We start from the raw sequence: 21038 nt of genomic DNA, 5'->3' as shown, positions 1-21038 counted from the left end.
GAGCGCATGCCGCCCCTGGTGAAAATCCGCTCCGAGCGTGACCACATGTCGGCGATCGAACGCCGCATTGCCGACTTCATCCTCGACAACGCCCACCTGCTGCGCGACTACTCTTCGCAGCAGCTGGCCAGCGCGTTGGGGATCAGCCAGTCCAGCGTGGTCAAGTTCAGCCAAAAGCTGGGCTTCAAGGGCTATCCGGACCTGAAGTATTCCATCGGCGAGGCGGTCGCCCGTGCCGGCAATGAGGGTGGTAGCAGTCCGCCAACCGCCGGCCCGGCCAACGATTACGACCAGCTGGCCGAACGCCTGCGCCTGAGCCGCACGGCGGCCGACGAGGAAACCCGGCTGGCCAACCCGCAGGCGGACGTGGAAGCGATCGTGCGGCTGATCGACGACGCGCCCAAGCTGTTCGTGTACGGGCTGGGCGACGATGGGCTGTATGCGCGCGAATTCGCCATGCGGCTTTCGCTGCTGGGCATGCTCACCGTGCACCACGCCGACCCGATCCTGATGATGGCCAACCTGTCGGCCGCGCGCCCGGGCGATGTGCTGCTGGTGTTTTCCGAGTTCGGCAAGCTGCCGCAGCTGTTCCAGCTCTCGCGCCAATTCCAGGACATGGGCGGCAAGGTGGTGTCGATCACCCGGCACAGCGCCAACCCGCTGCGCGCGCACGCCGACGGCGCGCTGGTGGTGTGCGCGCACGACCCGGCGCCGCACGTGGCGCAACTGTTGTACCGTTCTGCCCTGCAGTCGCTGCTGGACTTCGTGTTCGTGCTGCTCTGCCACGCCAACCCGGACCGCCACCGCCAGCTCGGGGTGAACCTGGAACGGATCGAACACCTGATCGATACCTGATTGCCGGAGTCTGCCCGATGCTGTCGTTGCTGCGTTCCGCTGTTGCCGTGGTGCTGGTTGCCAGCGCCCTGCCCGTTGCCGCGCTGACCCCGGCGGTGGCCCCGCTGCAGGACCACCGGCAGATGATCGTGGTTACCACCGAGGGCTGGGATGCCACCCAGGGCCGGTTGCAGGCGTACTCGCGCACGGCCACGGGTTGGAAGGCGGAGGGCGAAGCGTTCGCGGTGTCGGTGGGCCGCAGCGGCAGCGCCTGGGGCGTGGGCCTGGTGCCGGCCGCGAACGGCGACGGACCGCAGCAGCCGGGCGAACCGGTCAAGCAGGAAGGCGATGGGCGCAGCCCGGCCGGCATCTTCAGCATCGGCACTGCGTTCGGCTATGCCGACAAGGCCACCACGTCCCTGCCCTACCAGCCGATGCTGGACAGCAGCTACTGCATGGACGTGCCGGATTCGAAGTACTACAACCGCATCGTGGACGCCGAGGTGGTCGGCGCCGAGGCGGTGGAGGGTTCCACCGAGCCGATGCGGCTGGACCTGCACAACAAGGGTGACGTGCGGTACCGCCAGGGCTTCGTGATCGAGCACAACCCGGGCGCGGAACCGCGCCGGGGCAGCTGCATCTTCGCGCACCTGTGGCGCACGCCGGGCGAGGCGACTGCCGGTTGCACCGCGATGCAGCCCGAGCACATGGCCGCGCTGCTGAAGTGGCTGGACCGGGCGCAGAAGCCGGTGTTGGTGCTGCTGCCGCGCGCGCAGTACCAGCGCGTGCAGCACGACTGGCAGCTGCCGCCGCTGGCCGGGGCCGCTGAATGAGCGCCACGCCCGAACCGCAACTGGAGCGCGCGGTCAGCCGCTGGCAGATCGTGGGGCTGTCGATCAACGATGTGATCGGCAGTGGCATCTACCTGCTGCCGGCGGCTACGGTGCTCCTGCTGGGGCCGTTCAGCCTATGGGGCGTGGTGGCGGCGGGCATCGTGGTGGCGCTGCTGGTGCTGTGCTACGCGCAGGCCGCCAGCTACTTCGACGAGCCCGGTGGCAGCTACCTGTATGCGCGCGAAGCGTTCGGACGCTTTGCCGGGTTCGAGATCGGCTGGATGATCTGGCTGACCCGGATCAGCTCGGCGGCGGCGCTGAGCAATGCACTGGCCGACGCCGTGGCGCGGTTCTGGCCGTGGGCCGGGCACGACCTGGGCCGGGTGCTGATCATCGTGGCGTCGCTGGGCTTCCTGACCGCCGTGAACGTCGCCGGGGTGCGCTCGGCCGCACGCACCGGGATCGTGCTGGTGATCGGCAAGATGCTGCCGCTGCTGCTGTTCGTGGCGATCGGCGCGTTCTATGTGGATACGGACCTGGCGTTCTCGGGCACCCGCCCGGACCCGCATGACCTGCAACGCATGGGGGAGGCGGCACTGTTGTTGCTGTATGCGTATGCCGGGTTCGAGAACATTCCGGCGGCGGCCGGCGAGTACCGCAACCCGCGCCGGGACATTCCGTTCGCGCTGATCACGATGATCATCACGGTGACGGTGATCTATGGCGCGGTGCAGTTCATCGCGCAGGGGACGCTGCCGGGCCTGGCCGATTCGGCCACGCCGCTGGCGGATGCGGCGGCAGGGTTCGGCGGTGAGGCGCTGGCGCTGATCCTGACCGTGGGCGCGACGATCTCGATCCTGGGCACCAACAGCAACACGATGATGATGGGCCCGCGCTTCCTGTTCGCACTGGCCCGTGATGGCTATGGACCGAAGCTGCTGGCGCAGGTGCACCCGCGCTTCCGCACGCCGGCCGCGGCGATCATCACCCAGGGGTTGATCGCGCTGGTGCTGGCGTTGTCGGGTTCGTTCGTGCAGCTGGCGCTGTTGTCGATGACCACGCGGTTGTTCGCCTACATCGGCACGGCGGCGGCGGTGATCGTGCTGGCGCGTCGGTTCCGTGATCGTCCCGGTGCGTTGAAGCTCCCCGGTGGCCCGTTGATTCCGATCCTGGCGCTGGTGCTGTGCCTGGCGCTGTTCGCCAGTGCAAGCTGGCAGAACATCGCGGCGGCGTTGATCGCGTTTGCGGTGGGTGGGGTGATTTACCTGTTGCCGCGCAAGAACGTGGGGTGATTGGCTTCGGTGGCACCGCGTGGGACACGCATGGCGTGTCGCTACGCGGTCATTGTCCCGTGGGACACGCGTGGTCCGCGTAGAGACACGCCATGCGTGTCCGCGTCACGCCCCGGCGGCGCGCTGCCCTTGACCCACCATTCACCCCACGCGCCCACCGCGTTAACCGCCTTCTGGCTACGGTACAGCCTCACCCCACCGGAGCCAGACATGAGCCCTGATTACCAGATTCCCGGCCGGGTGCCGGAAGATGGCGTGCCGCGCGAAGCCGTATCCGATTACTGGCGTGAACGCTTCAGCGCCGAGCCGTACTACGACAGCGACCAGCGCTTTGAAGACTACGAGCCGGCCTACTACCTGGGCTACAGCTCGCGCCATACCCGCACCCGAGCCGATGAAGTCATCGAAGCCTACGAGCAGGTGGAAGCCGAACTGGAATCGCGCTGGGCGCGTGAACAGGCCACCAGCAAGCTGACCTGGGCGCAGGCGCGCAACGCGGTCCGCCGCGGCTGGGACGAGTCCACGTCCCTGCACCAGGCGCACCTCGACAAGGGCGTGCCGCGCGGTACCTGACTGCGCACACCCGCGATACCTTGGAACCCGTAGCCGCAAGGCTGCGGGTTTTCTTCATGACCTCTGGTCCACGCCCCGTTGATGTGCATGGTGTACAACACCGGTTGGCCATTCGCGTCCCCATCCGGAGATTTCCCATGACCCGTCGTCTGCTGCTCAGCGTTGCCCTTGCCGTCACCCCCGCCCTGTTCACCACCGCCTGCGTTGCTGCCGACAAGGCGGGCGCCGCCGCCGCGCCGCAGCTGGACAAGGCCCAGTGGCCGTTCACCGCGACCGAAGTGGCCCGGTTCGACCAGCCGTGGGCGATGAGCTTCCTGCCCGATGGCAGCCTGCTGGTGACTGAAAAGGAAGGCAAGCTCAAGCACTTCAACGTGCAGACGAAGAAGAGCGCCGATATCACCGGCGTGCCGAAGGTCGCTTACGGCGGCCAGGGCGGTTTCGGTGACGTTCTGCCGCACCCGAACTACGCCAGCAACCATCTGATCTATATCAGCTACGCCGAAGAGGGCGAGAACGACACCCGCGGCGCGGCCGTGGCACGCGGCAAGCTGGTACTGGCCGCCGATGGCAGCGGCACGCTGGAAGACCTGAAGGTGATCTGGCGCCAGACCCCGAAGGTCGAAGGCAAGGGCCACTACGGCCACCGCCTCGCCTTTGGTCCGGACGGCAAGCTGTGGATCACCTCCAGCGAGCGGCAGAAGTTCGACCCGGCGCAGGACATGAGCGGCAACCTGGGCAAGATCATCCGCCTCAACGACGACGGCAGCGTGCCGGCTGACAACCCGTTCGCCTCCAAGGGCGGCGTGGCCGCGCAGGTGTGGTCGCTGGGGCACCGCAACGCGCTGGGCATCGCGTTCGACGCGCGCGGCAAGCTGTGGGTGCATGAGATGGGCCCGGCCGGCGGCGACGAGTTGAACCTGATCACGCGCGGCGCCAACTACGGCTACCCGATCGTATCCAACGGCAACCACTACGATGGCCGCGACATTCCCGACCACGACACCCGCCCGGAATTCGCCGCACCGAAGGTGACCTGGACCCCGGTGATTTCCCCGGCCGGTTTCATCATCTACAGCGGCAAGCTCTTCCCGCAATGGACCGGCAGCGGTTTCATCGGCGGCCTGTCGTCGACCTCGCTGGTGCGCGTGGCGTTCGACGGCGACAACGCGCGCGAAGCGGAGCGCTTCAAGATGGGCGAACGCATCCGCGAAGTGGAACAGGGTCCGGATGGCGCGATCTGGCTGCTGGAAGATGGCAGCAACGCGAAACTGCTGAAGCTGACCCCGAAGGGTTGATGGAACGGTAGAGCCGGGCAGAGCCCGGCTCTACGACGCATCACTCGCCGATGTTGTTGACCTTCACGTCGGCGTTTTTGCAATCGTTGTCCGGGCACACGCCATTGATCCACACCTCGCCCTGGCCGAGCATCACGCCCTGCCAGTTGACGAACAGCTGGTCGAACTTCTGCTCGCCGATCAGCTTGGCCAGCGACGGGGTCACGATCTTGTCGTAGTCGCGCTGGAAGGCTGCGGCATCTGCCACTTTCTGGCTCTTGCCTGCGATGCTGACCCGCACTGGATAACGCATCAGCCCGGCCACGGTGGCGCGGTCACCGGCGGCAACACCGCGCTGCAGGTCGTTGAACACGCTTTCGTATTTCTCGGCATCGCCAAGCAGGCTGTTGATGCGCTCGCGTGCGCCGCCTTCGGCCGGTGCGGCGTCTGCAGGCGTGGCGGCGGAATCGGTGCCCGGAACCGGAGGGGCTGCATCTGGCGTTGGCGCGGTGCTGGGCTCCACCGCATCCGGCGAGAGACCTGCCTGCGGTGCGTCTTCTGCAGCAGCAGGCGCGGTGGCCGGCGGCGAGGTCGACGGCGCGGCGGTTTCGTCTGCCGGCGGGGCCGGCTGGCTGCAGGCAGCCAGCAGCATCGTGGGAAGCAGGATCTGGATCAGGCGCATGCGCGGCTCCATGAAGTGCGAACGCGCAGGGTAGCCGGGGCGGCGTGGTTGGGTGATGACGGTCTGCGCGCGATGCCAGGATGGCGGCCGGGCAGAGCCCGGCGCTACCTTATTTCGCCAGCAGTTCGAACACCACCGGTTCGCCAGCTGCCGACGAGGCACACACCCACAGGTCGAACTGGCCCGGTTCGGCGCGGAACACGCCGTCGCGGCCGGTGAAGCCCAGCGCGTGGCGGTCCAGGGTGAAGCGCACTTCGGTGCTTTCACCCGGCTGCAGCGCCACCTTGCGGAAGTCCTTCAGCTCACGCACCGGACGCACGCGGCTGGCGACGCGGTCATGGATGTACAGCTGCACTACTTCCTCGCCCGCCACCGCACCGGTGTTGGTCAGGGTGGTGGTGATCTCCAGCGTACCGTCCCAACCGAGCTTGGCGTTGCCCAGCTGCGGCACGCCGTAGCTGAAGGTGGTGTAGCCCAGGCCATGGCCGAACGGATACAGCGGCGCGTTCGGAATCTCGCGCCAGCGCGCCTTGAACTCCGACATGGTCGGCAGCTCCGGGCGGCCGGTACGCGGGTGGTTGTAGAAGAACGGCTGCTGGCCCGACACCTGCGGGAAGCTCACCGGCAGTCGGCCGGACGGGTTGTAGTCGCCGAACAGCACGTCGGCCACGGCCGGGCCGGTCTGGGTGCCCAGGTACCAGGTGACAGCGACGGCCTGCGCGTTGCGCACCGCGCCCTGCAGCGCCAGCGCGCGACCATTGCGCAGCAGCACCACCAGCGGCTTGCCGGTCATCGCCACCGCTTCGGCCAGCGCCTGCTGCGCCGCCGGCAGGGTGATTTCAACGCGCGACTGCGCTTCACCGCTGTACCGCTGCGGCTCGCCCAGCGCCAGCACCACCACGTCGGCGCGCAGCGCGGCAGCCACGGCCTGCTCGATGCCATCCTGCAGCGCCGCTTCCAGTTCGCAGCCGGGCACGATCTCCAGCAGGCTCTCATCGCCGATCGCCGCGCGCACGCCGGCTTCCAGGGTCACGTAGCGCGACTTGTCGCCGAACAGCGTCCAGCAGCCTTCGATGTTCTCGCGGTCCTGCACGAACGGACCGATCAGCGCGATCTTCTGGCCTTCCTTGCGCAGCGGCAGCACGTTGCCTTCGTTCTTCAGCAGCACGATCGAACGGCGCGCGGCGTCGCGCGAGAGTTCGTCGTGTGCGGCGAGGTAGGAGGTGTCCGCTTCGCGCTCGAGGTCCAGCGAACGGTAGGGGTCGTCGAACAGGCCGATCGCTTCCTTCAGGTTGAGGATGCGGCGCACCGACTCGTCCAGCGTGGCCATCGGCACGTCGCCGCTTTCGATCAGCTCCGGCAGGTGCACGGCGTAGAAGCCGCTCTGCATGCTCAGGTCCAGGCCGGCGGTGAACGCCTTGGCGGTGGCGTCGCGGTCGTCGGCGGCGTAGCCGTGCGCCACCAGTTCCATGTCGGCGGTGTAATCGGAAATCACCACGCCCGGGAACTGCCACTCACCGCGCAGGATGTCGGTGAGCAGTTCGGCGTTGGCGCTGGCCGGCACGCCGTTGATGTCGTTGAACGAGGACATCACGGTGATGGCGCCGGCTTCGAAGGCGGCCTTGAACGGCGGCAGGTGCACGTCGCGCAGGGTCTGCGGCGAGATGTCCACCATGTTGTATTCCATGCCGGCCATCACCGCGCCATAGGCGGCGAAATGCTTGGGCGTGGCCAGCAGCGCGTCGGCCGCGCGCAGGTCCGGGCCCTGGAAGCCGCGCACGCGGGCAGCGGCGAACGCACAGCCCAGTACCACGTCTTCGCCTGCACCTTCCGCGCCACGCCCCCAGCGCTGGTCGCGGGCGATGTCCACGGCCGGCGCGTAGGTCCAGTGCAGGCCACCTGCGGTGGCTTCCACGGCGGTGGCGCGCGCGGTGCGCTCGGCCAGGTCGGGTTCGAAGCTGGCCGCTTCACCGAGCGGGATCGGGAACACGGTGCGCATGCCGTGGATGACGTCGGCGGCGAGGATCACCGGAATGCCGAGACGGCTTTCTTCCAGCGCCACCTGCTGGATGCGGCGGCCGGCTTCCACGCCCACGCCGTTGAACAGCGAGCCCACCTTGCCTTCGCGCACCTGCTGCAGCACCTGGTCGGCGTTGCTGACGTTGGCTTCCGGGTTCACGTCCGGCGCGAACGGCCGAACCATGTCCGCGAACACGCCCAGCTGGCCGACCTTTTCTTCGACGGTCATCTGGGCAATGAGGGTTTCGATGCGATCGGAGGCCACCGGCAGTCCTTATGAAAACGTTTACAAGGCCGGGATTCTAGCGTCCCCGAGCCCGTTGTGGAGGATTTTGACGTTCATTTTGCATCCCCGGAGGGAAATCCGGCGCAGCCAGGGCGGCGCGCCGGGCTCAGGAGCTTACTCTGCCGCCACCCGATGCTGCTGCGCGGCCATCAGCATCGCATCGCTGGAGGCCTGGAACACGCGCAGCCCGAACGCCGGCAGGATCGCCAGCAGGTGATCGAACACATCCGACTGGATGCCTTCATAGCCGGCCCAGGCCGTGGTGCGGGTGAAGCAGTACAGCTCCAGCGGCAGGCCTTCGGTGGTGGGCTGCAGCTGCCGTACCAGCAGTGTCATGTCCGTATGGATGCCCGGATGCTGGCGCAGGTAGCGTTCCACGTACGCGCGGAAGGTGCCCAGGTTGGTCACCCGGCGCGCGTTGACTGCGTTAACGCCCTTGGCTTCCAGCCCGGTGTTCCATTCCGACAGCTCCGCCTGCTTTTCACGCAGGTAGTCGCCCAGCACCGCGAACTGCTCCAGGCGCTGCAGCGCCTGCGCGTCCAGGAAACCCACGCTGTGCTGGTCCAGGTACAGCGCGCGCTTGATCCGGCGCCCGCCCGCTTCCTGCATGCCGCGCCAGTTCTTGAACGACTCGGTGACCAGCTTCTTGGTCGGAATGGTGGTGATGGTCTTGTCGAAGTTCTGCACGGTGATGGTGTGCAGGGCGATGTCGATCACGTCGCCGTCGGCGTTCTGGCTGGGCATTTCGATCCAGTCGCCCAGCCGCACGCGGCCGTCGCCACTGATCTGCACGCTGGCCACCAGCGACAGGATGGTGTCCTGGAAGATCAGCATGAACACGGCGGTGGCAGCGCCCAGGCCGGTCACCAGCGGGCCGAGCTTCACGCCCAGCAGGGTGGCGACGATGGACAGCCCGGCGATGACGAAGACCACGATCTTCACCACCTGCAGGTAGCCCTTGATCGGCTTGCTGCGGGCGTCCGGGCGGCGTTCGTAGAGTTCGTTGGCCGCATCCAGCGCGTGCGAAATCGCCAGCGCCACGGTCAGGATCGCCCAGGCCTGGCAAGCGCCGATCACGAACTGCACCAGCTGCGGTGGCAGGTCGGGCACGATGCGGATGCCGGCGGCGATGACCATGCTGGGCACCAGGTTCGACAACCGCGAGATCACCCGCAGATTGCTGCCGCCTTCGTGGCCGGCGCCATGGCCGGGCAGGCGCCGCAGCAGGCGGCGCAGGCCGCGCAGCAGGATCCGCTTGGTGACGAAATTGGCCAGCCAGGCGGCCAGCGCCAACGCGCACAGCACGAGGGTGGTGTATGCCCAGGGGTACGGTTCAAGGGTCTTCTGCACCCCTTCCAGCCACTGCGTAGTGGCAATCACAGCTTCCTGCATCATGAATCCGCGGTTCGTTCGATGATCACGCCCACCGCCTTGGCCCCGCGCACCGCGCCGGGCTTGCTCAGCTTCAGGCGCAGCCACTGCACGTTGAACTCGCGCAGCACGATCTCAGCGATGCGCTCGGCCAGGGTTTCGACCAGGCCGAAATCGGACTCGCGCACGAACTGCTCGATCCGCTTGCTCACCGCCTTGTAGTTCAGGGTGTCAGCGATGTCGTCGCTGGCCGCCGGTTTGCGGTTGTCGAAGCCCATTTCCAGGTCGAAACGCAGGGTCTGGCGGATCCGCCGTTCCCAGTCGTAGATCCCGATCAGGGCGTCGATTTCGAGCCCTTCAATGAATACCTTGTCCATAGGAGTGCCACGTGAAAGATGGCGTCCATGGTAACGGGGTGGGCCCGAACGTGCCTCGAACCGGCGGTTCAATGGGCTGGAAAAGACAAAGGGCCCCGCGCGGGGCCCTTTGCTTACTGCCAACGTCCCCGGGGGAAATGGGTCTCCCCATGAACTGATCCCGGCGGCACACGGGACTACCGTAGTCGCGGGGCGAGCATCAGGTCAACCTGTCGATCTCATTTTTGCGACGACACTCGCAGAGTTGCCCGTCACGGGCGACTCCGACGAGCGAGCGCTGACTTTTCCGATGGGGCTTGGGTCGCCATCTGAGCAGGATCCATCGATGTAGACACATCGGAGCGCGGGATGCGCAACCTGGAACAGATTCATCGATCTTTCTCGGCCTCACGCATGCAGACCTATGAAGCTGCGGCCTCGCTTGCACCATGCCGCATCCACCCTTTTGAACTCTATCAATGGAACATGCAGGTCAGTGGCGCTTTCATGCTTCCGCTGCATACCTGCGAGATCATCACCCGCAACGCCGTAGCAGAAGCCCTTTCCCTCAGACACGGGCCATCGTGGCCTTGGCAGGAGAGCTTTCGATTAAGCCTGCCAAGCAGCACCGGGGGCTTCAACGCGCGGGATGAGCTGCGGCGTGCCGCCAGTGGATGCTCATCCACGGCTTCAGTTGTCGCAGGATTGCGATTCGCGTTCTGGCAACAGATGTTCACCCAGAGATTCGATCAGTCACTCTGGGCAAAGACCATGCGAACCGTGCTGCCTGGCTCGCCGGATCCCGCGCATCGAACTCGGGCTCGTGCCTTCACTGATCTGGAGCGGGTGCGCCAGTTGCGCAACCGAATCGCGCACCACGAGCCTATCTTTGGACGGGACCTGGACGAAGACCTCATGACGATTGCGCGAGTCGTCGGCCTGAGATGCCCTCACGTAGGTCAATGGATGCGCAACCACGAAACCGTATCGGAAGTGCTCAGGCGACGCCCCGGGCTCCCTACACCGCCGGCAACGTCGCCATGTCCCAGCGCGGGGTGACCTGCACCTGCGGCGGGTTGTGCTGGCCGGCTTCCAGGCGCAGCGCGCCGGCGAAGGCGATCATGGCGCCGTTGTCGGTGCACAGTGAGGGGCGCGGGAAGCACGCACGTCCGCCGCGTCGTTCGGCCATCTGCTGCAGCTTGGCGCGTAGGCGCTTGTTGGCGCCCACGCCGCCGGCCACCACGATCACGTCGGTGCCGGCCGCGTCCAGCGCGCGATCGCACTTGATCGCCAGGGTCTCAACCACGGCGTCTTCAAAGCCGCGCGCGATATCGGCGCGGGTCTGCTCGCTCTGGTCGCTGTCGCGCCAGGCCAGCAGGACCTGGGTCTTCAGGCCGGAGAAGCTGAAATCCAGGCCGGGCCGGTCGGTCATCGGGCGGGTGAACTTGAACCGGCCCGGCGTGCCGCGTTCAGCCAGCGCCGCCAGCTGCGGGCCACCGGGGTACGGCAGGCCCATCAGCTTGGCGGTCTTGTCGAAGGCCTCGCCCGCCGCATCGTCCAGGGTCTCGCCCAGCAGGCGGTACTGGCCGATGCGGTCCACTGCCACCAGCTGGGTATGCCCGCCGGAGACCAGCAGGGCCACGAACGGCGCCTGCGGCGGGTGATCTTCCATCAGCGGGGCCAGCAGGTGGCCTTCCATATGGTGGACACCCACCGCCGGCACCTCCAGCGCCCAGGCCAGCGAGCGGGCCACGCCCGCCCCCACCAGCAGCGCGCCAACCAGCCCGGGGCCAGCCGTGTAGGCCACCCCGTCGATGTCGCCCACGCCCAGCCCAGCCTCGGCCAGGGTCTGGCGGATCAGCGGCAGCAGTTTGCGCACGTGGTCGCGGCTGGCCAGTTCAGGCACCACCCCGCCGTATTCGGCGTGCAGGGCGATCTGGCTGTAGACGGCATGGGCGCGCAGGGCGTCCGGGCCGGCCAGGGAGGTGTCGTACACCGCCACGCCGGTCTCATCGCAGGAAGATTCGATACCAAGGACTCGCATGCCTGCTATTATGGACCTCTTGAGGCCTTGGCAGACGTACCGCCAGCGCGCCCTTCACTACCCAAGGCCAGGAAGTTTGCCGGGGTGGGTTGCAAGTTCTTTTCTCGCCGCTATAATGTGCGGCTCTCACCGGGCGTGACCCGGTTCTACTGTGTCCCGGAGATTCCATGCCCAGCGTTAAAGTCCGCGAGAACGAGCCCTTCGAGTTTGCGCTCCGTCGCTTCAAGCGCACCTGCGAAAAGGCCGGCGTGCTGGCCGAAACCCGCAAGCGCGAGTTCTACGAAAAGCCGACCCAGGAGCGCAAGCGTAAGGCTGCTGCTGCTGTGAAGCGTCAGCTGCGCCGCTCGTCGCGCGACGTCACCAAGCGTCAGCGCCTGTACTGATCGGACGCACTTCGATGCGGCAGGCGGGTCCTGTCGCGGCGGAGCCGAAGCCGGAACGCGCAAGCGTTACCGGCTTTTTGCGTTTCCATACTTCCACCGAACGAGGTGTTCCATGAGCATGAAACAGCAGCTCACCGACGACATGAAGGCCGCCATGAAGGCGGGCGAGAAGCACAAGCTGGCCGTGATCCGCCTGATCAACGCCGAAATCCAGCGTCGTGAAGTGGACGAGCGCGTCACCCTGGACGACGCCGCCGTGATCGCCGTGCTGGACAAGATGGTCAAGCAGCGCAAGGACTCGATCACCCAGTACGACGCGGCCAACCGCGATGACCTGGCGCAGATCGAGCGCGACGAACTGGCGGTGATCGACACCTACCTGCCGGCCAAGATGGGCGAAGCCGAGATCCAGGCCGCCATCCAGGAAGCGGTGGCCGAAACCGGCGCCAGCGGCCCGGCCGACATGGGCAAGCTGATGGGCGCGCTGAAGCCGAAGCTGGCCGGCAAGGCCGACATGGGCCTGGTGTCGCAGCTGGTCAAGAAGCACTTCGCCGGCTGAGCATGCGGGGACACGACCGACGGTCGTGTCCTGCCCGGCAGGCGCGCGTTTCACCCGGTCTTCGAACCGGGCCTGCTAGAAATCAGGCATGTCTTCGCTGCCGCCCTCCCCTGCGCCCGAACCCGCGCACGACCACACCCATGTTCCGCCCCGCCTGCGCAAGTACGTGGACCGGCTTGAACGCAGTTTCCCGGTGGCGGTGGGCAAACGCTTCGTCGATATCGACGTACTGACCCAGGCCGCATCGGTCTCCTTCTACGCCCTGCTCTCGATGGCACCGCTGCTGGTGCTGCTGCTGTGGCTGACCGCTTCGTTGTACCCGCCCGCGCAGCAGGCACTGATCGGCCAGATCAACGATGTGGCCGGCAGCAGCGCAGCCACCGTGGCCGACACCGTGCTCAAGAACGCCGACAACCAGCCGTCGATGGGCTCACTGGCCGGGATGTGGAGCACCCTGCTGCTGTTCATCGGCGCCACCGCCGTCTTCGCCCAGCTGCAGAACGCGCTCAACCTGATCTTCAATACCAGTGGCGAGCGGCTCGACGGGATCGTGGCGTGGCTGCGCAAGCGCGTGTTTTCCTTCGGCGTGGTGCTGGCGCTGGGCTTCCTGCTGATCCTGTCGATGACCGCCACCACCATGCTGCAGGTGGCCTTCGCGCAGCTGCCCTCGGTGCTGCCGGCGGTGGGCTACCTGACCAGCCTGGTGCTGTACACGGTGGGCTTCGCGTTCCTGTACCACTACCTGCCCGACCGCCGCGTGGCCTGGCGCCAGGCGTTCATTGGCGGGGCCATCACCTCGGCGCTGTTCGCGCTGGGGCGCTATGCGATCGGGCTGTATATCGCCACCGTGGCACCGGGCAGCGCCTACGGCTCGATGGGCGCACTGGTGATCTCGCTGGTGTGGATCTACTACGCCACGGTGGTGTTCTTCGTCGGTGCGCTGATGACGGCGGTGATCGATGAACGCCTGCGGGCGCGCTTCCACCTGGCCGAAGCCGGCATCGAGCCCCCGAAACCGGGCGGAACCAGCGCCAGCTAGTAGACTAGCGGGGTCCCCCGCTACCGCGCTTGGCCGTTGCCGGTCGCGCCCCCAGCCTGCTGCCCATGGCCCGTATCCCCGACGCATTCATCGACGACCTGCTGGCCCGCTCCGACATTGTCGAAGTGGTGGGCAGCCGCGTGCCGTTGAAGCGCCAGGGCAAGGAGTACTCGGCGCGCTGCCCGTTCCATGACGAACGCTCGGCGTCGTTCACGGTATCCCCGACCAAGCAGTTCTATCACTGCTTCGGTTGTGGCGCGCACGGGACGGCGATCAGCTTCCTGATGAACTACGACCGCCTGGAGTTCCTCGACGCGGTCGATGAGCTGGCCAAGCGCGTGGGCATGGAAGTGCCGCGCGAGACGCAGCAGCGCACCGCCCAGCAGCAGGACGACAGCCGCGACCTGTACGCGGCGCTGGATGCGGCCACGCGCTTCTTCCAGAAGTCGCTGGAGGGCAGCGACAAGGCGCGCGCCTACCTGGACCAGCGCGGCGTGGACGAGGAAAACCGCACGCGGTTTGCGATCGGCTATGCGCCCGATGGCTACAGCGCGCTGAAGGATGCGCTGGGCAAGGACGAGCGGCGCATGAAGCTGCTCGACCGCGCCGGCCTGTTTTCCAAGAACGACCGCGGCCATGTCTACGACAAGTTCCGCGACCGGGTGATGTTCCCGATCTTCGACCGGCGCGGACGCGTGATCGCCTACGGCGGCCGGGTCATGGAAAAGGACGACGGCCCGAAGTACCTCAATTCGCCGGAAACCGCGCTGTTCCACAAGGGCCGCGAGCTGTACGGCCTGTGGCAGGTGCGCCAGGCCAACCAGAAGATCGAGCGGCTGGTGGTGGTGGAAGGCTATATGGACGTGGTCTCGCTGTTCCAGTTCGGGGTCACCCAGGCGGTGGCGACGCTGGGCACGGCGACCACGCCCGAGCACGCCGAGCTGCTGTTCCGCAACGCGCCGGACGTGTTCTTCTGTTTCGACGGCGACGCCGCCGGCCGCCGCGCCGGTTGGCGTGCGCTGGAGTCGGTGCTGCCGCGCATGAAGGACGGGCGCCAGGCGTTCTTCCTGTTCCTGCCCGATGGCGAAGACCCCGACACCATCGTGCGCAAGGAAGGCAAGGAAGGCTTCGACGAGCGGTTGAAGCAAGCGACGCCGCTGTCGCAGTTCTTCTTCGACGAGCTCACCCGCGAGGTCAACATGGCCACGCTGGACGGCAAGGCACGGCTGGCCGAGCGCGCGCGGCCGATGCTGGCGCAGATTCCCGACGGTGCGTTCGGCGACCTGATGAAGCAGCAGCTGTCGACGCTGACCGGGTTGGGTGGCACAGCCACCGCCGCACCGGTTTCGCGTCCACCACCGCGCGCGGTGGCACCGACCCAGCGCCGCAGCCTGGTGCGCGCAGCGATCGCGATCCTGCTGCAGCAGCCGTCATTGGCGATGACGCTGGAAGGCCACCATTTCAGCGGGCTGCGCCTGCCGGGCGTGGAACTGCTGATCGAGCTGCTCACCCTGGTGGAGCAGCGCCCGGATATCAGTACCGGCGCATTGCTGGAGCATTTCGAAGGCCGCGAGGAGCAGGACGCCCTGCACAAGCTGGCCGCGCAGACGTTGCCCGGTGACGAGGCGATGTGGAACCAGGAGCTGCACGATGCGGTGGCACAGCTGGAGAAACAGCTGTTGCTGCAACGTCTTGAGGAGCTTCAGGCAAAGCAGCGGCAGCAGGGTCTCGACGATACTGACAAGTACGAGCTGCGCGAGCTGTTGAAGGCCCGCGCAGCGTTGCGCTGATTGGACCGACAGGAGAGTGACGTGATGCGATGGTTGGAGCGCCCGGCTTTCCTGTTGATCCTTGCGATGAGCATGGTGTCACCCGCCCCCGCCGTGGAGCGGGGCTCTGCCCCGCTGCCCGCACGGCCCGAGCTACCGGCGACCGCCTTCCCCAATGCCTTCCACCAACCGGACGAAGGCCTCTACACCGGCGGCCAACCGTCCGCAGCACAGGTGCAGCAGGCCGCCTCCGCAGGCATCGCCACCGTCATCGACCTGCGCCAACCCGATGAAGATCGCGGCTTCGATGAAGCCACTACCGCAGCAGACCTCGGCCTGAACTACGTGCGCATCCCGGTCGCGGGCGCCGCCGGCCTCACCGCCGCAAACGCACAGGCCCTGCAGGCGGCACTGACCCAGTCCAACGGCCCGGTTCTCCTGCACTGCGCGTCCGGCAACCGAGTCGGCGCGTTGCTGGCGCTGCTCAAGCACCAACAGGGTGCTTCCACCGAAGACGCGCTGCAGTTCGGCCGCAGCGCCGGCATGACCTCGCTCGAGACACAGACCCGCGCCCTGCTAGAGCAGGACGCCGCGCGTTGAGTTCCCGCGCGCATCACCCCGTTTCCCCCAGCTCTACAGGAGCCTGCCCACCATGACCCGCTGGTGGTCGCGCCTGCGACCGGACAACTTCACCCTCGCGCTGCTCGGCACTGTGCTGCTGGCGTCCTTCCTGCCGATGCATGGCCCCGCCGCGATGGTGCTGGACGACGTTACCGACGTCGCCATCGCCGCCCTGTTCTTCCTGCACGGCGCGCGTCTGCCGCGCGAATCGATCGTCGGCGGCCTGCTGCACTGGCGTTTGCACCTGACCATCCTGGCCTGCACCTTCGCCCTGTTCCCGCTGCTGGGGCTGGCATTCAAACCGCTGGATGGCTGGCTGCTCACCCCCGAGCTGTACATCGGCGTCCTGTTCCTATGCGCGCTGCCGTCCACCGTACAGTCGTCCATCGCGTTCACCTCGCTTGCGCGCGGCAACGTGCCTGCCGCAGTGGTGAGTGCATCGCTGTCCAGCATCCTTGGCGTGTTCCTGACGCCCCTGTTGCTGACCGTACTGGCCGGCGCCCAGGGCGGCATGCACAACCCTGGCCAGGCGATCCTGAGCATCATGCTGCAGCTGCTGGTGCCGTTCGTGGCCGGCCACCTGCTGCGCCCGTGGATTGCGCGCTGGGTGGAGCGTCAACGCGCCCTGCTGCGCTACACCGACCAGGGCACGATCCTGCTGGTGGTGTATTCGGCATTCGGTGAAGCAGTGAACGAAGGGCTGTGGAGCAAGACGCCTGTGTTGTCGCTGTTGACCGTGGCCGTGGTGGCCGCGGTGCTGCTGGGCATTGCGATGCCGATCATCGCCTTCCTGTCCAGGCGCCTGGGCTTCAACCGCGAAGACCGTATCACCATCCTCTTCTGCGGCTCCAAGAAGAGCCTGGCCACCGGCGTACCAATGGCAAAGGTGTTGTTCGCCGGCGGCAGCCTGGGCGCCATCGTGCTGCCGATCATGATTTACCACCAGATCCAGCTGATTGTGTGCGCGGTGATTGCGCAGCGATTTGCGCGTGATCCCGGGATGCCTTCCACGTAGCGGAAGGCATGGTTGTCTGGCCAGGATCAATCGACCACCGACTCAGCGATCGCTCTCAACGCCTCGGCTTTGCGCTCCACGTTGTCGTCGCCTGTAGCGGTCAATGAGTACACCTTGTCTTTGCCGGCCCACGTCAGTGATACGCAGCCACGGCCTTGATCGTCGACCGTCATTTCGATCTTGCCGGGTACTCCGTTGATCAAGGTGTTCTGCGCCTCAACGAAGGCTTCAATCACCCCGCCGGGCACCCGGAAATTGTGTTCGTTGAACTCTACGATGCCGATGTCTTTCAAACGATAGAAGCGGGAGAGTCCGGAGGATCTGAGGCCGTGCAGCGCGCCGGTGGGCTCCATTCCGATCAACGCTGCAGTGGTCAGTGCCGTTCCCTGCAGATTGCTTGGAGGATTGGGTAGCCTTTCCCGCAGGGTCGTTTCTGATCGCTTTGTCTTGGGCAGTGCAATCACAAGTTGTTGCTCGGATGGAATCGCGCCTGTCGGCACCTTCATCACGCCCGAACGACTTCGTTCAATCTTCTCCCGGAAATGCTGTTTGACGGGCTCTGTGGCGTCCAGTTCTGCCACGGGGATCAAGCGGTACACACCTTCTGGGAGATCTTGGTTCGCGCCCGACGCCTGGTCCTTTTCGGCCGCACGCATCGCGCGGTCATTCAGCCACTGGCCTACTGCGTCGACGGGCACTGGATCGGGCTGTTCTGAACAGCCATTCGCGCCTGCGATCACACTCATGGCGACCAGACAGAGTCCGAGCTTCGTGGATGGATGCATGTGTTTTTCCTCATGTGGAACGCGCGTCAGCGGCTCGAACTAGCTGTATAGGCTGACGGGCGCGTGAGGAGTTGGGACACACCTCATGATTTGAGGCAGATGCGTGGATGACGACACACTGGTGCGGCATTGTCTGACGGACAGTCCGACGTTGCCTCGGTAAACAACATGCCTTCGTCGCGCCGATCCTTTTTACGTGCGGGGCGCTCCTTCGCATCCTGCGAACGCGCCACTCGTGCATCCATGCACAGCGTCGTTTGGGAAGCGACCCCACCAATTCACCGAACAGCCAGGATTTCTTCAGCGTTACGGGTCAGTCAACGTACCCACGCTCAACTCCGGCAGATACACCCACACGTCGTAGGAGCGATCCGCGTCGGTTTCGGCGACCGGATCACGCGCCGGCCTCTCGGGTAGCGTGATTGCGCGACATGGCTTCAAGCAGCCCCAAGACTGGCCACGCAGCGCCTCCACGCGCACGCTGTACAGCGGAAGGTCCAACAGGTACGAAGCCATCGTGCGGTGCTTCATTTCCGGCGGTGCATCTGCAAAGGGGTGGCGCATGGCGTGCACGTTGCCGGTGAGCACCAGCATGCGCGTTCCTGTCGGAAGTGCATTGAACTGCTGCCGCAGGTGCGTGGCCATCGCAGCGTCGCGATCCACGTCGCTGTCGTATGCGCTTATTTCAATGTCGTAGCCGGCCACACCGACATCGCGCCCCTGCGCCCGCAGCGCGCGCAGGGCTTCGATCAGCGCGAGCATGTCGCGGCTTCGGCGTCCGTCGTGCTGGTCGTCCTTCACCCGCCAGAACGGCTGGGTGCGCAGTGCTTCCCGCGCATCTGCATCGCCGTTCGAGCGAAGGTAGCGCGCCAAGGCGGCGTTCTCGCTCATCGGCAGCTCCAACCCCAGCCGTACCGGCGCGTTGTCGCGGCTGTAGCGCTCCATCAGGTCGGCCACCAACAGCGGCGTTTCGGCGGTGCCGTGGTACTCGCCCAGCACCACCAGGCGGTGATCGCCCGCCAGCGTCATGATCTGTGTGGCGGTGTCGTCCACGCCCGTTGCGGGCGCGGCAAAGGCGGTGCCGTACATCATCAAAGCCACCATCGCAGCCATCCAGAGCCATCGCTTCATGCCGTCGCGTCCTGTCGGGGTCATGAAAGCAATGGCGGCGCGATGGCCGGATTCAAGTCCGGGCGCGTGCGATGGCGATCACAGGAACGGCAGCATCCAGTGGTCCACCATCAGGAACGCGAACAGCGCCATCAGGTAGACGATGGAGTAGCCGAACATCTTCATCGAGAACAGCTCATCCGGCGGATTGAGCATGCGCCAGGCGTACCAGACGAATACGGTGTTCAACACGACCGCACCGCCCAGGTAGAACAGGCCGCTCATGCCCACCACGGCAGGCAGGATGCTGACGATGGCCAGCGCGATGGAGTACGCCATGATCGACTTGCGGGTGTACGCCACGCCGTGGGTCACCGGCAGCATCGGAATCTTGGCCTTGGCGTAATCCTCGCGGCGGAAGATCGCCAGTGCCCAGAAATGCGGCGGGGTCCAGATGAAGATGATCAGCACCAGCAGCGAGGCGTAGGCCCAGTCCATCGGGCCCTGCATGCCAGTGATGGCCGCCCAGCCGAGCAGCGGCGGCGTGGCACCGGCGAGGCCGCCGATCACGATGTTCTGCGAGGTCGCGCGCTTGAGGTATACGGTGTAGATCACGGCATAGCCGATCAGCGAGGCAAAGGTCAGCACGGCGGTGATGACGTTGACCCACAGCACCAGGATGGTCATCGACAGCACGATCAGTGCGCCGGCGAACACCAGCACCTGCCACGGCTTGACCTTGCCCACCACCAGCGGCCGCCACGAGGTACGCGCCATCTGTGCGTCGATCTGTGCGTCCAGCAGCTGGTTGATCGCCGCTGCCGCCGAGGCCGCCAGCCAGATGCCGAGGAAGCCCAGCGCACCGCGAACCGCCTGCTCGGCGGTAGGCAGGGTAGGAATGGCGAGGAACATGCCCACCAATGCGGTGAACACGATCAGTGCCACCACCTTGGGTTTGGTCAGGTCCCAGTACTGCCGCACGCTCACGGCGTCGCTCCAGAAACGTCATCTTCATCGTCCACATCGGCCGGCGCACGCAGGCGCGCGAGCAGCGTGACCAGCACGAACAGCAGCGCCACGGCGCCGCCGCTGTGGGCGACGGCCACTTCCAGCGGCACGGCCAGCTTGACGTTGAGGATGCCCAAGGTGATCTGCAACACCACCAGCAGGCCCAGCGCGGTGGCCCAGCCGCGCATGCTCGGCAGGCGATACAGGCGCACGGCCAGCCACAGCAGGTAAACCGCGACCACGACCGCGAACATGCGGTGCGCCATCTGGATCGCGATACGCGAGGCGCCATCCAGCACGCCCCCTTCGTAGTCCACGCCGATGCCACGCCACAGGGTGAAGCCTTCCTTGAAGTCGTGGGGCGGCCACCACTGGCTCACGCAGCGCGGGAAGTTGTCGAGCGTGGCGCTGCCACCGCCACAGGCCAGGGCCGCGTAGTTGGCGCTGACCCAGCCGCCGAGCGCGATCTGCAGGACCAGCACGGCCACGCCGGCGCGCAGCAGCCATTTCAGCTTCGGCGCCTCGACCAGGTTGATCGGCATGTGCGTGGCACGCCACGCCATCCATACCAGCAGCCCGAACATCAGCATGCCACCCAGCAGGTGGCCCATCACCACGATCGGCTTGAGCAGCAGGGTGACCGTCCACATGCCCAGCAACGCCTGGAAGATCACCACCGCGAGGGTCAGCAACGCCGCGCGGGCCAGGTCGATGTTGTTCCAGCGCAGCGCAGCGATCAGCAGGATCGCCTCACCGGTGAGCGCCAGCACGCTGGCCGAGACGTGCCAGCCCATCATGTACAGGGGTATGCCGGTGGCCACCAGCACGCACGCAGTGACCACCGCCGTGGTGCCCCAGCTGCGCCGGCGTACCGCCAGCAGCGCCAGGGTGAGGATCTCGATACCCAGCGCGCCGGCCAGGAAGCGGTGCACCTGCTCGCGCCAGGCCTTGTGGGTTTCCAGGGGGCGGATCTTGGCCGCTTCGTGGCGGATCACTTCCGCCGCATGCTGCGGCCAGGTCACGCGGCCATAGCAGGTCGGCCAGTCCGGGCAGCTCAGGCCGGCATCGGACAGGCGCACGAACGAACCGAACATGATCGTGCTCGCCGTCATGATCAGGGCGAACCACGCCAGACGGTGGAAATTGCGATGCAGCGCCGGGCGCGCGGTGGGGTTCATCAAACGG

Annotated in this window: 21 protein-coding genes; 12 read left to right on the top strand and 9 right to left on the bottom strand. The window is 66.4% G+C overall.

Translation table 11 applies throughout. The annotated features are described in order from the left end of the window. Positions 1-6 precede the first annotated feature (6 nt). The 5 genes from PDM28_RS02175 (at position 7) to PDM28_RS02155 (ending at position 4827) form a co-directional block, all read left to right on the top strand. The gene (locus PDM28_RS02175) at positions 7-855 is read left to right on the top strand and encodes a MurR/RpiR family transcriptional regulator (RefSeq protein ID WP_311183634.1); all 849 of its coding nucleotides are present in this window, start codon (positions 7-9) and stop codon (positions 853-855) included. 17 nt (positions 856-872) lie between these two features. After that, positions 873-1667: a L,D-transpeptidase family protein gene (locus tag PDM28_RS02170; protein ID WP_311183633.1), complete on the top strand. Its 795-nt coding sequence runs from the start codon at positions 873-875 to the stop codon at positions 1665-1667. Continuing rightward, positions 1664-2959 carry an APC family permease gene (locus PDM28_RS02165; protein WP_102946622.1) on the top strand — a complete coding sequence of 432 codons (1296 nt, stop codon included), beginning with the start codon at positions 1664-1666 and terminating at the stop codon, positions 2957-2959. Before PDM28_RS02170 ends, PDM28_RS02165 begins: the two co-directional genes overlap by 4 nt. Positions 2960-3169: 210 nt before the next feature. After that, complete coding sequence (locus tag PDM28_RS02160) at positions 3170-3532, top strand: hypothetical protein (protein WP_070208630.1); 363 nt, start codon at positions 3170-3172, stop codon at positions 3530-3532. Between the two features lie 137 nt (positions 3533-3669). Then, on the top strand, positions 3670-4827 hold the full coding sequence (locus PDM28_RS02155; protein WP_311183632.1) for a PQQ-dependent sugar dehydrogenase: 1158 nt from the start codon (positions 3670-3672) through the stop codon (positions 4825-4827). 40 nt (positions 4828-4867) lie between these two features. On the opposite strand, the gene PDM28_RS02150 is transcribed toward PDM28_RS02155, so the two are convergent. The 4 genes from PDM28_RS02150 to folB form a co-directional block, all read right to left on the bottom strand. Then, on the bottom strand, positions 4868-5488 hold the full coding sequence (locus tag PDM28_RS02150; protein ID WP_311183630.1) for a hypothetical protein: 621 nt from the start codon (positions 5486-5488) through the stop codon (positions 4868-4870). A 109-nt stretch (positions 5489-5597) separates the two neighbouring features. Beyond that, entirely contained in the window at positions 5598-7772 is a 2175-nt protein-coding gene (locus PDM28_RS02145; protein WP_311183629.1) for a glycoside hydrolase family 3 N-terminal domain-containing protein, read from the bottom strand. Between the two features lie 135 nt (positions 7773-7907). Then, positions 7908-9185 carry a mechanosensitive ion channel family protein gene (locus PDM28_RS02140; RefSeq protein ID WP_311184627.1) on the bottom strand — a complete coding sequence of 426 codons (1278 nt, stop codon included), beginning with the start codon at positions 9183-9185 and terminating at the stop codon, positions 7908-7910. Continuing rightward, positions 9185-9541, bottom strand: a complete 357-nt coding sequence (gene folB / locus PDM28_RS02135) for a dihydroneopterin aldolase (protein ID WP_102946626.1) — start codon at positions 9539-9541, stop codon at positions 9185-9187. The genes PDM28_RS02140 and folB overlap by 1 nt, the downstream gene beginning before the upstream one ends. Positions 9542-9889: 348 nt before the next feature. Here folB and PDM28_RS02130 point away from each other — a divergent pair, with 348 nt between their 5' ends. Beyond that, positions 9890-10579 (top strand): hypothetical protein, encoded by a 690-nt coding sequence (locus PDM28_RS02130; RefSeq protein ID WP_311183628.1) that lies wholly within the window; start codon positions 9890-9892, stop codon positions 10577-10579. Here PDM28_RS02130 and tsaD read toward each other — a convergent pair. After that, the gene (gene tsaD, locus PDM28_RS02125; RefSeq protein ID WP_311183627.1) at positions 10539-11564 is read right to left on the bottom strand and encodes a tRNA (adenosine(37)-N6)-threonylcarbamoyltransferase complex transferase subunit TsaD; all 1026 of its coding nucleotides are present in this window, start codon (positions 11562-11564) and stop codon (positions 10539-10541) included. The genes PDM28_RS02130 and tsaD overlap by 41 nt on opposite strands. A gap of 167 nt (positions 11565-11731) precedes the next feature. On the opposite strand from tsaD, the gene rpsU reads away from it, so the two are divergent. The 6 genes from rpsU (at position 11732) to PDM28_RS02095 (ending at position 16950) form a co-directional block, all read left to right on the top strand. Further along, entirely contained in the window at positions 11732-11947 is a 216-nt protein-coding gene (gene rpsU, locus PDM28_RS02120; protein ID WP_002808376.1) for a 30S ribosomal protein S21, read from the top strand. Between the two features lie 112 nt (positions 11948-12059). Further along, positions 12060-12506 (top strand): GatB/YqeY domain-containing protein, encoded by a 447-nt coding sequence (locus PDM28_RS02115; protein WP_102946629.1) that lies wholly within the window; start codon positions 12060-12062, stop codon positions 12504-12506. Positions 12507-12594: 88 nt separating this feature from the next. After that, positions 12595-13545: a YihY/virulence factor BrkB family protein gene (locus PDM28_RS02110; protein ID WP_102946630.1), complete on the top strand. Its 951-nt coding sequence runs from the start codon at positions 12595-12597 to the stop codon at positions 13543-13545. A gap of 65 nt (positions 13546-13610) precedes the next feature. Further along, the gene (gene dnaG, locus PDM28_RS02105) at positions 13611-15335 is read left to right on the top strand and encodes a DNA primase (RefSeq protein WP_311183623.1); all 1725 of its coding nucleotides are present in this window, start codon (positions 13611-13613) and stop codon (positions 15333-15335) included. 21 nt (positions 15336-15356) lie between these two features. Further along, the gene (locus tag PDM28_RS02100) at positions 15357-15914 is read left to right on the top strand and encodes a protein tyrosine phosphatase family protein (RefSeq protein ID WP_311183622.1); all 558 of its coding nucleotides are present in this window, start codon (positions 15357-15359) and stop codon (positions 15912-15914) included. Between the two features lie 52 nt (positions 15915-15966). Further along, positions 15967-16950 (top strand): bile acid:sodium symporter family protein, encoded by a 984-nt coding sequence (locus PDM28_RS02095; protein ID WP_311183619.1) that lies wholly within the window; start codon positions 15967-15969, stop codon positions 16948-16950. A gap of 26 nt (positions 16951-16976) precedes the next feature. Here the strand turns inward: PDM28_RS02095 and PDM28_RS02090 are convergent, their stop codons facing one another. The 4 genes from PDM28_RS02090 to PDM28_RS02075 form a co-directional block, all read right to left on the bottom strand. Beyond that, the gene (locus PDM28_RS02090; RefSeq protein ID WP_311183618.1) at positions 16977-17735 is read right to left on the bottom strand and encodes a hypothetical protein; all 759 of its coding nucleotides are present in this window, start codon (positions 17733-17735) and stop codon (positions 16977-16979) included. A 306-nt stretch (positions 17736-18041) separates the two neighbouring features. Then, positions 18042-18866, bottom strand: coding sequence for a calcium-binding protein (locus PDM28_RS02085; RefSeq protein WP_311183617.1), 825 nt, complete (start codon positions 18864-18866; stop codon positions 18042-18044). Positions 18867-18944: 78 nt separating this feature from the next. Beyond that, positions 18945-19832, bottom strand: a complete 888-nt coding sequence (gene cyoE / locus PDM28_RS02080) for a heme o synthase (RefSeq protein WP_311183616.1) — start codon at positions 19830-19832, stop codon at positions 18945-18947. Continuing rightward, positions 19829-21031, bottom strand: coding sequence for a COX15/CtaA family protein (locus tag PDM28_RS02075; RefSeq protein WP_311183615.1), 1203 nt, complete (start codon positions 21029-21031; stop codon positions 19829-19831). Before PDM28_RS02075 ends, cyoE begins: the two co-directional genes overlap by 4 nt. Positions 21032-21038: the final 7 nt, after the last annotated feature.

The organism is Stenotrophomonas aracearum, from assembly GCF_031834615.1.
GTDB lineage: Bacteria > Pseudomonadota > Gammaproteobacteria > Xanthomonadales > Xanthomonadaceae > Stenotrophomonas > Stenotrophomonas aracearum.
The sequence above is the reverse complement of the archived record's forward strand: the minus strand, read 5'-3'. Positions and strand labels throughout refer to the sequence as shown.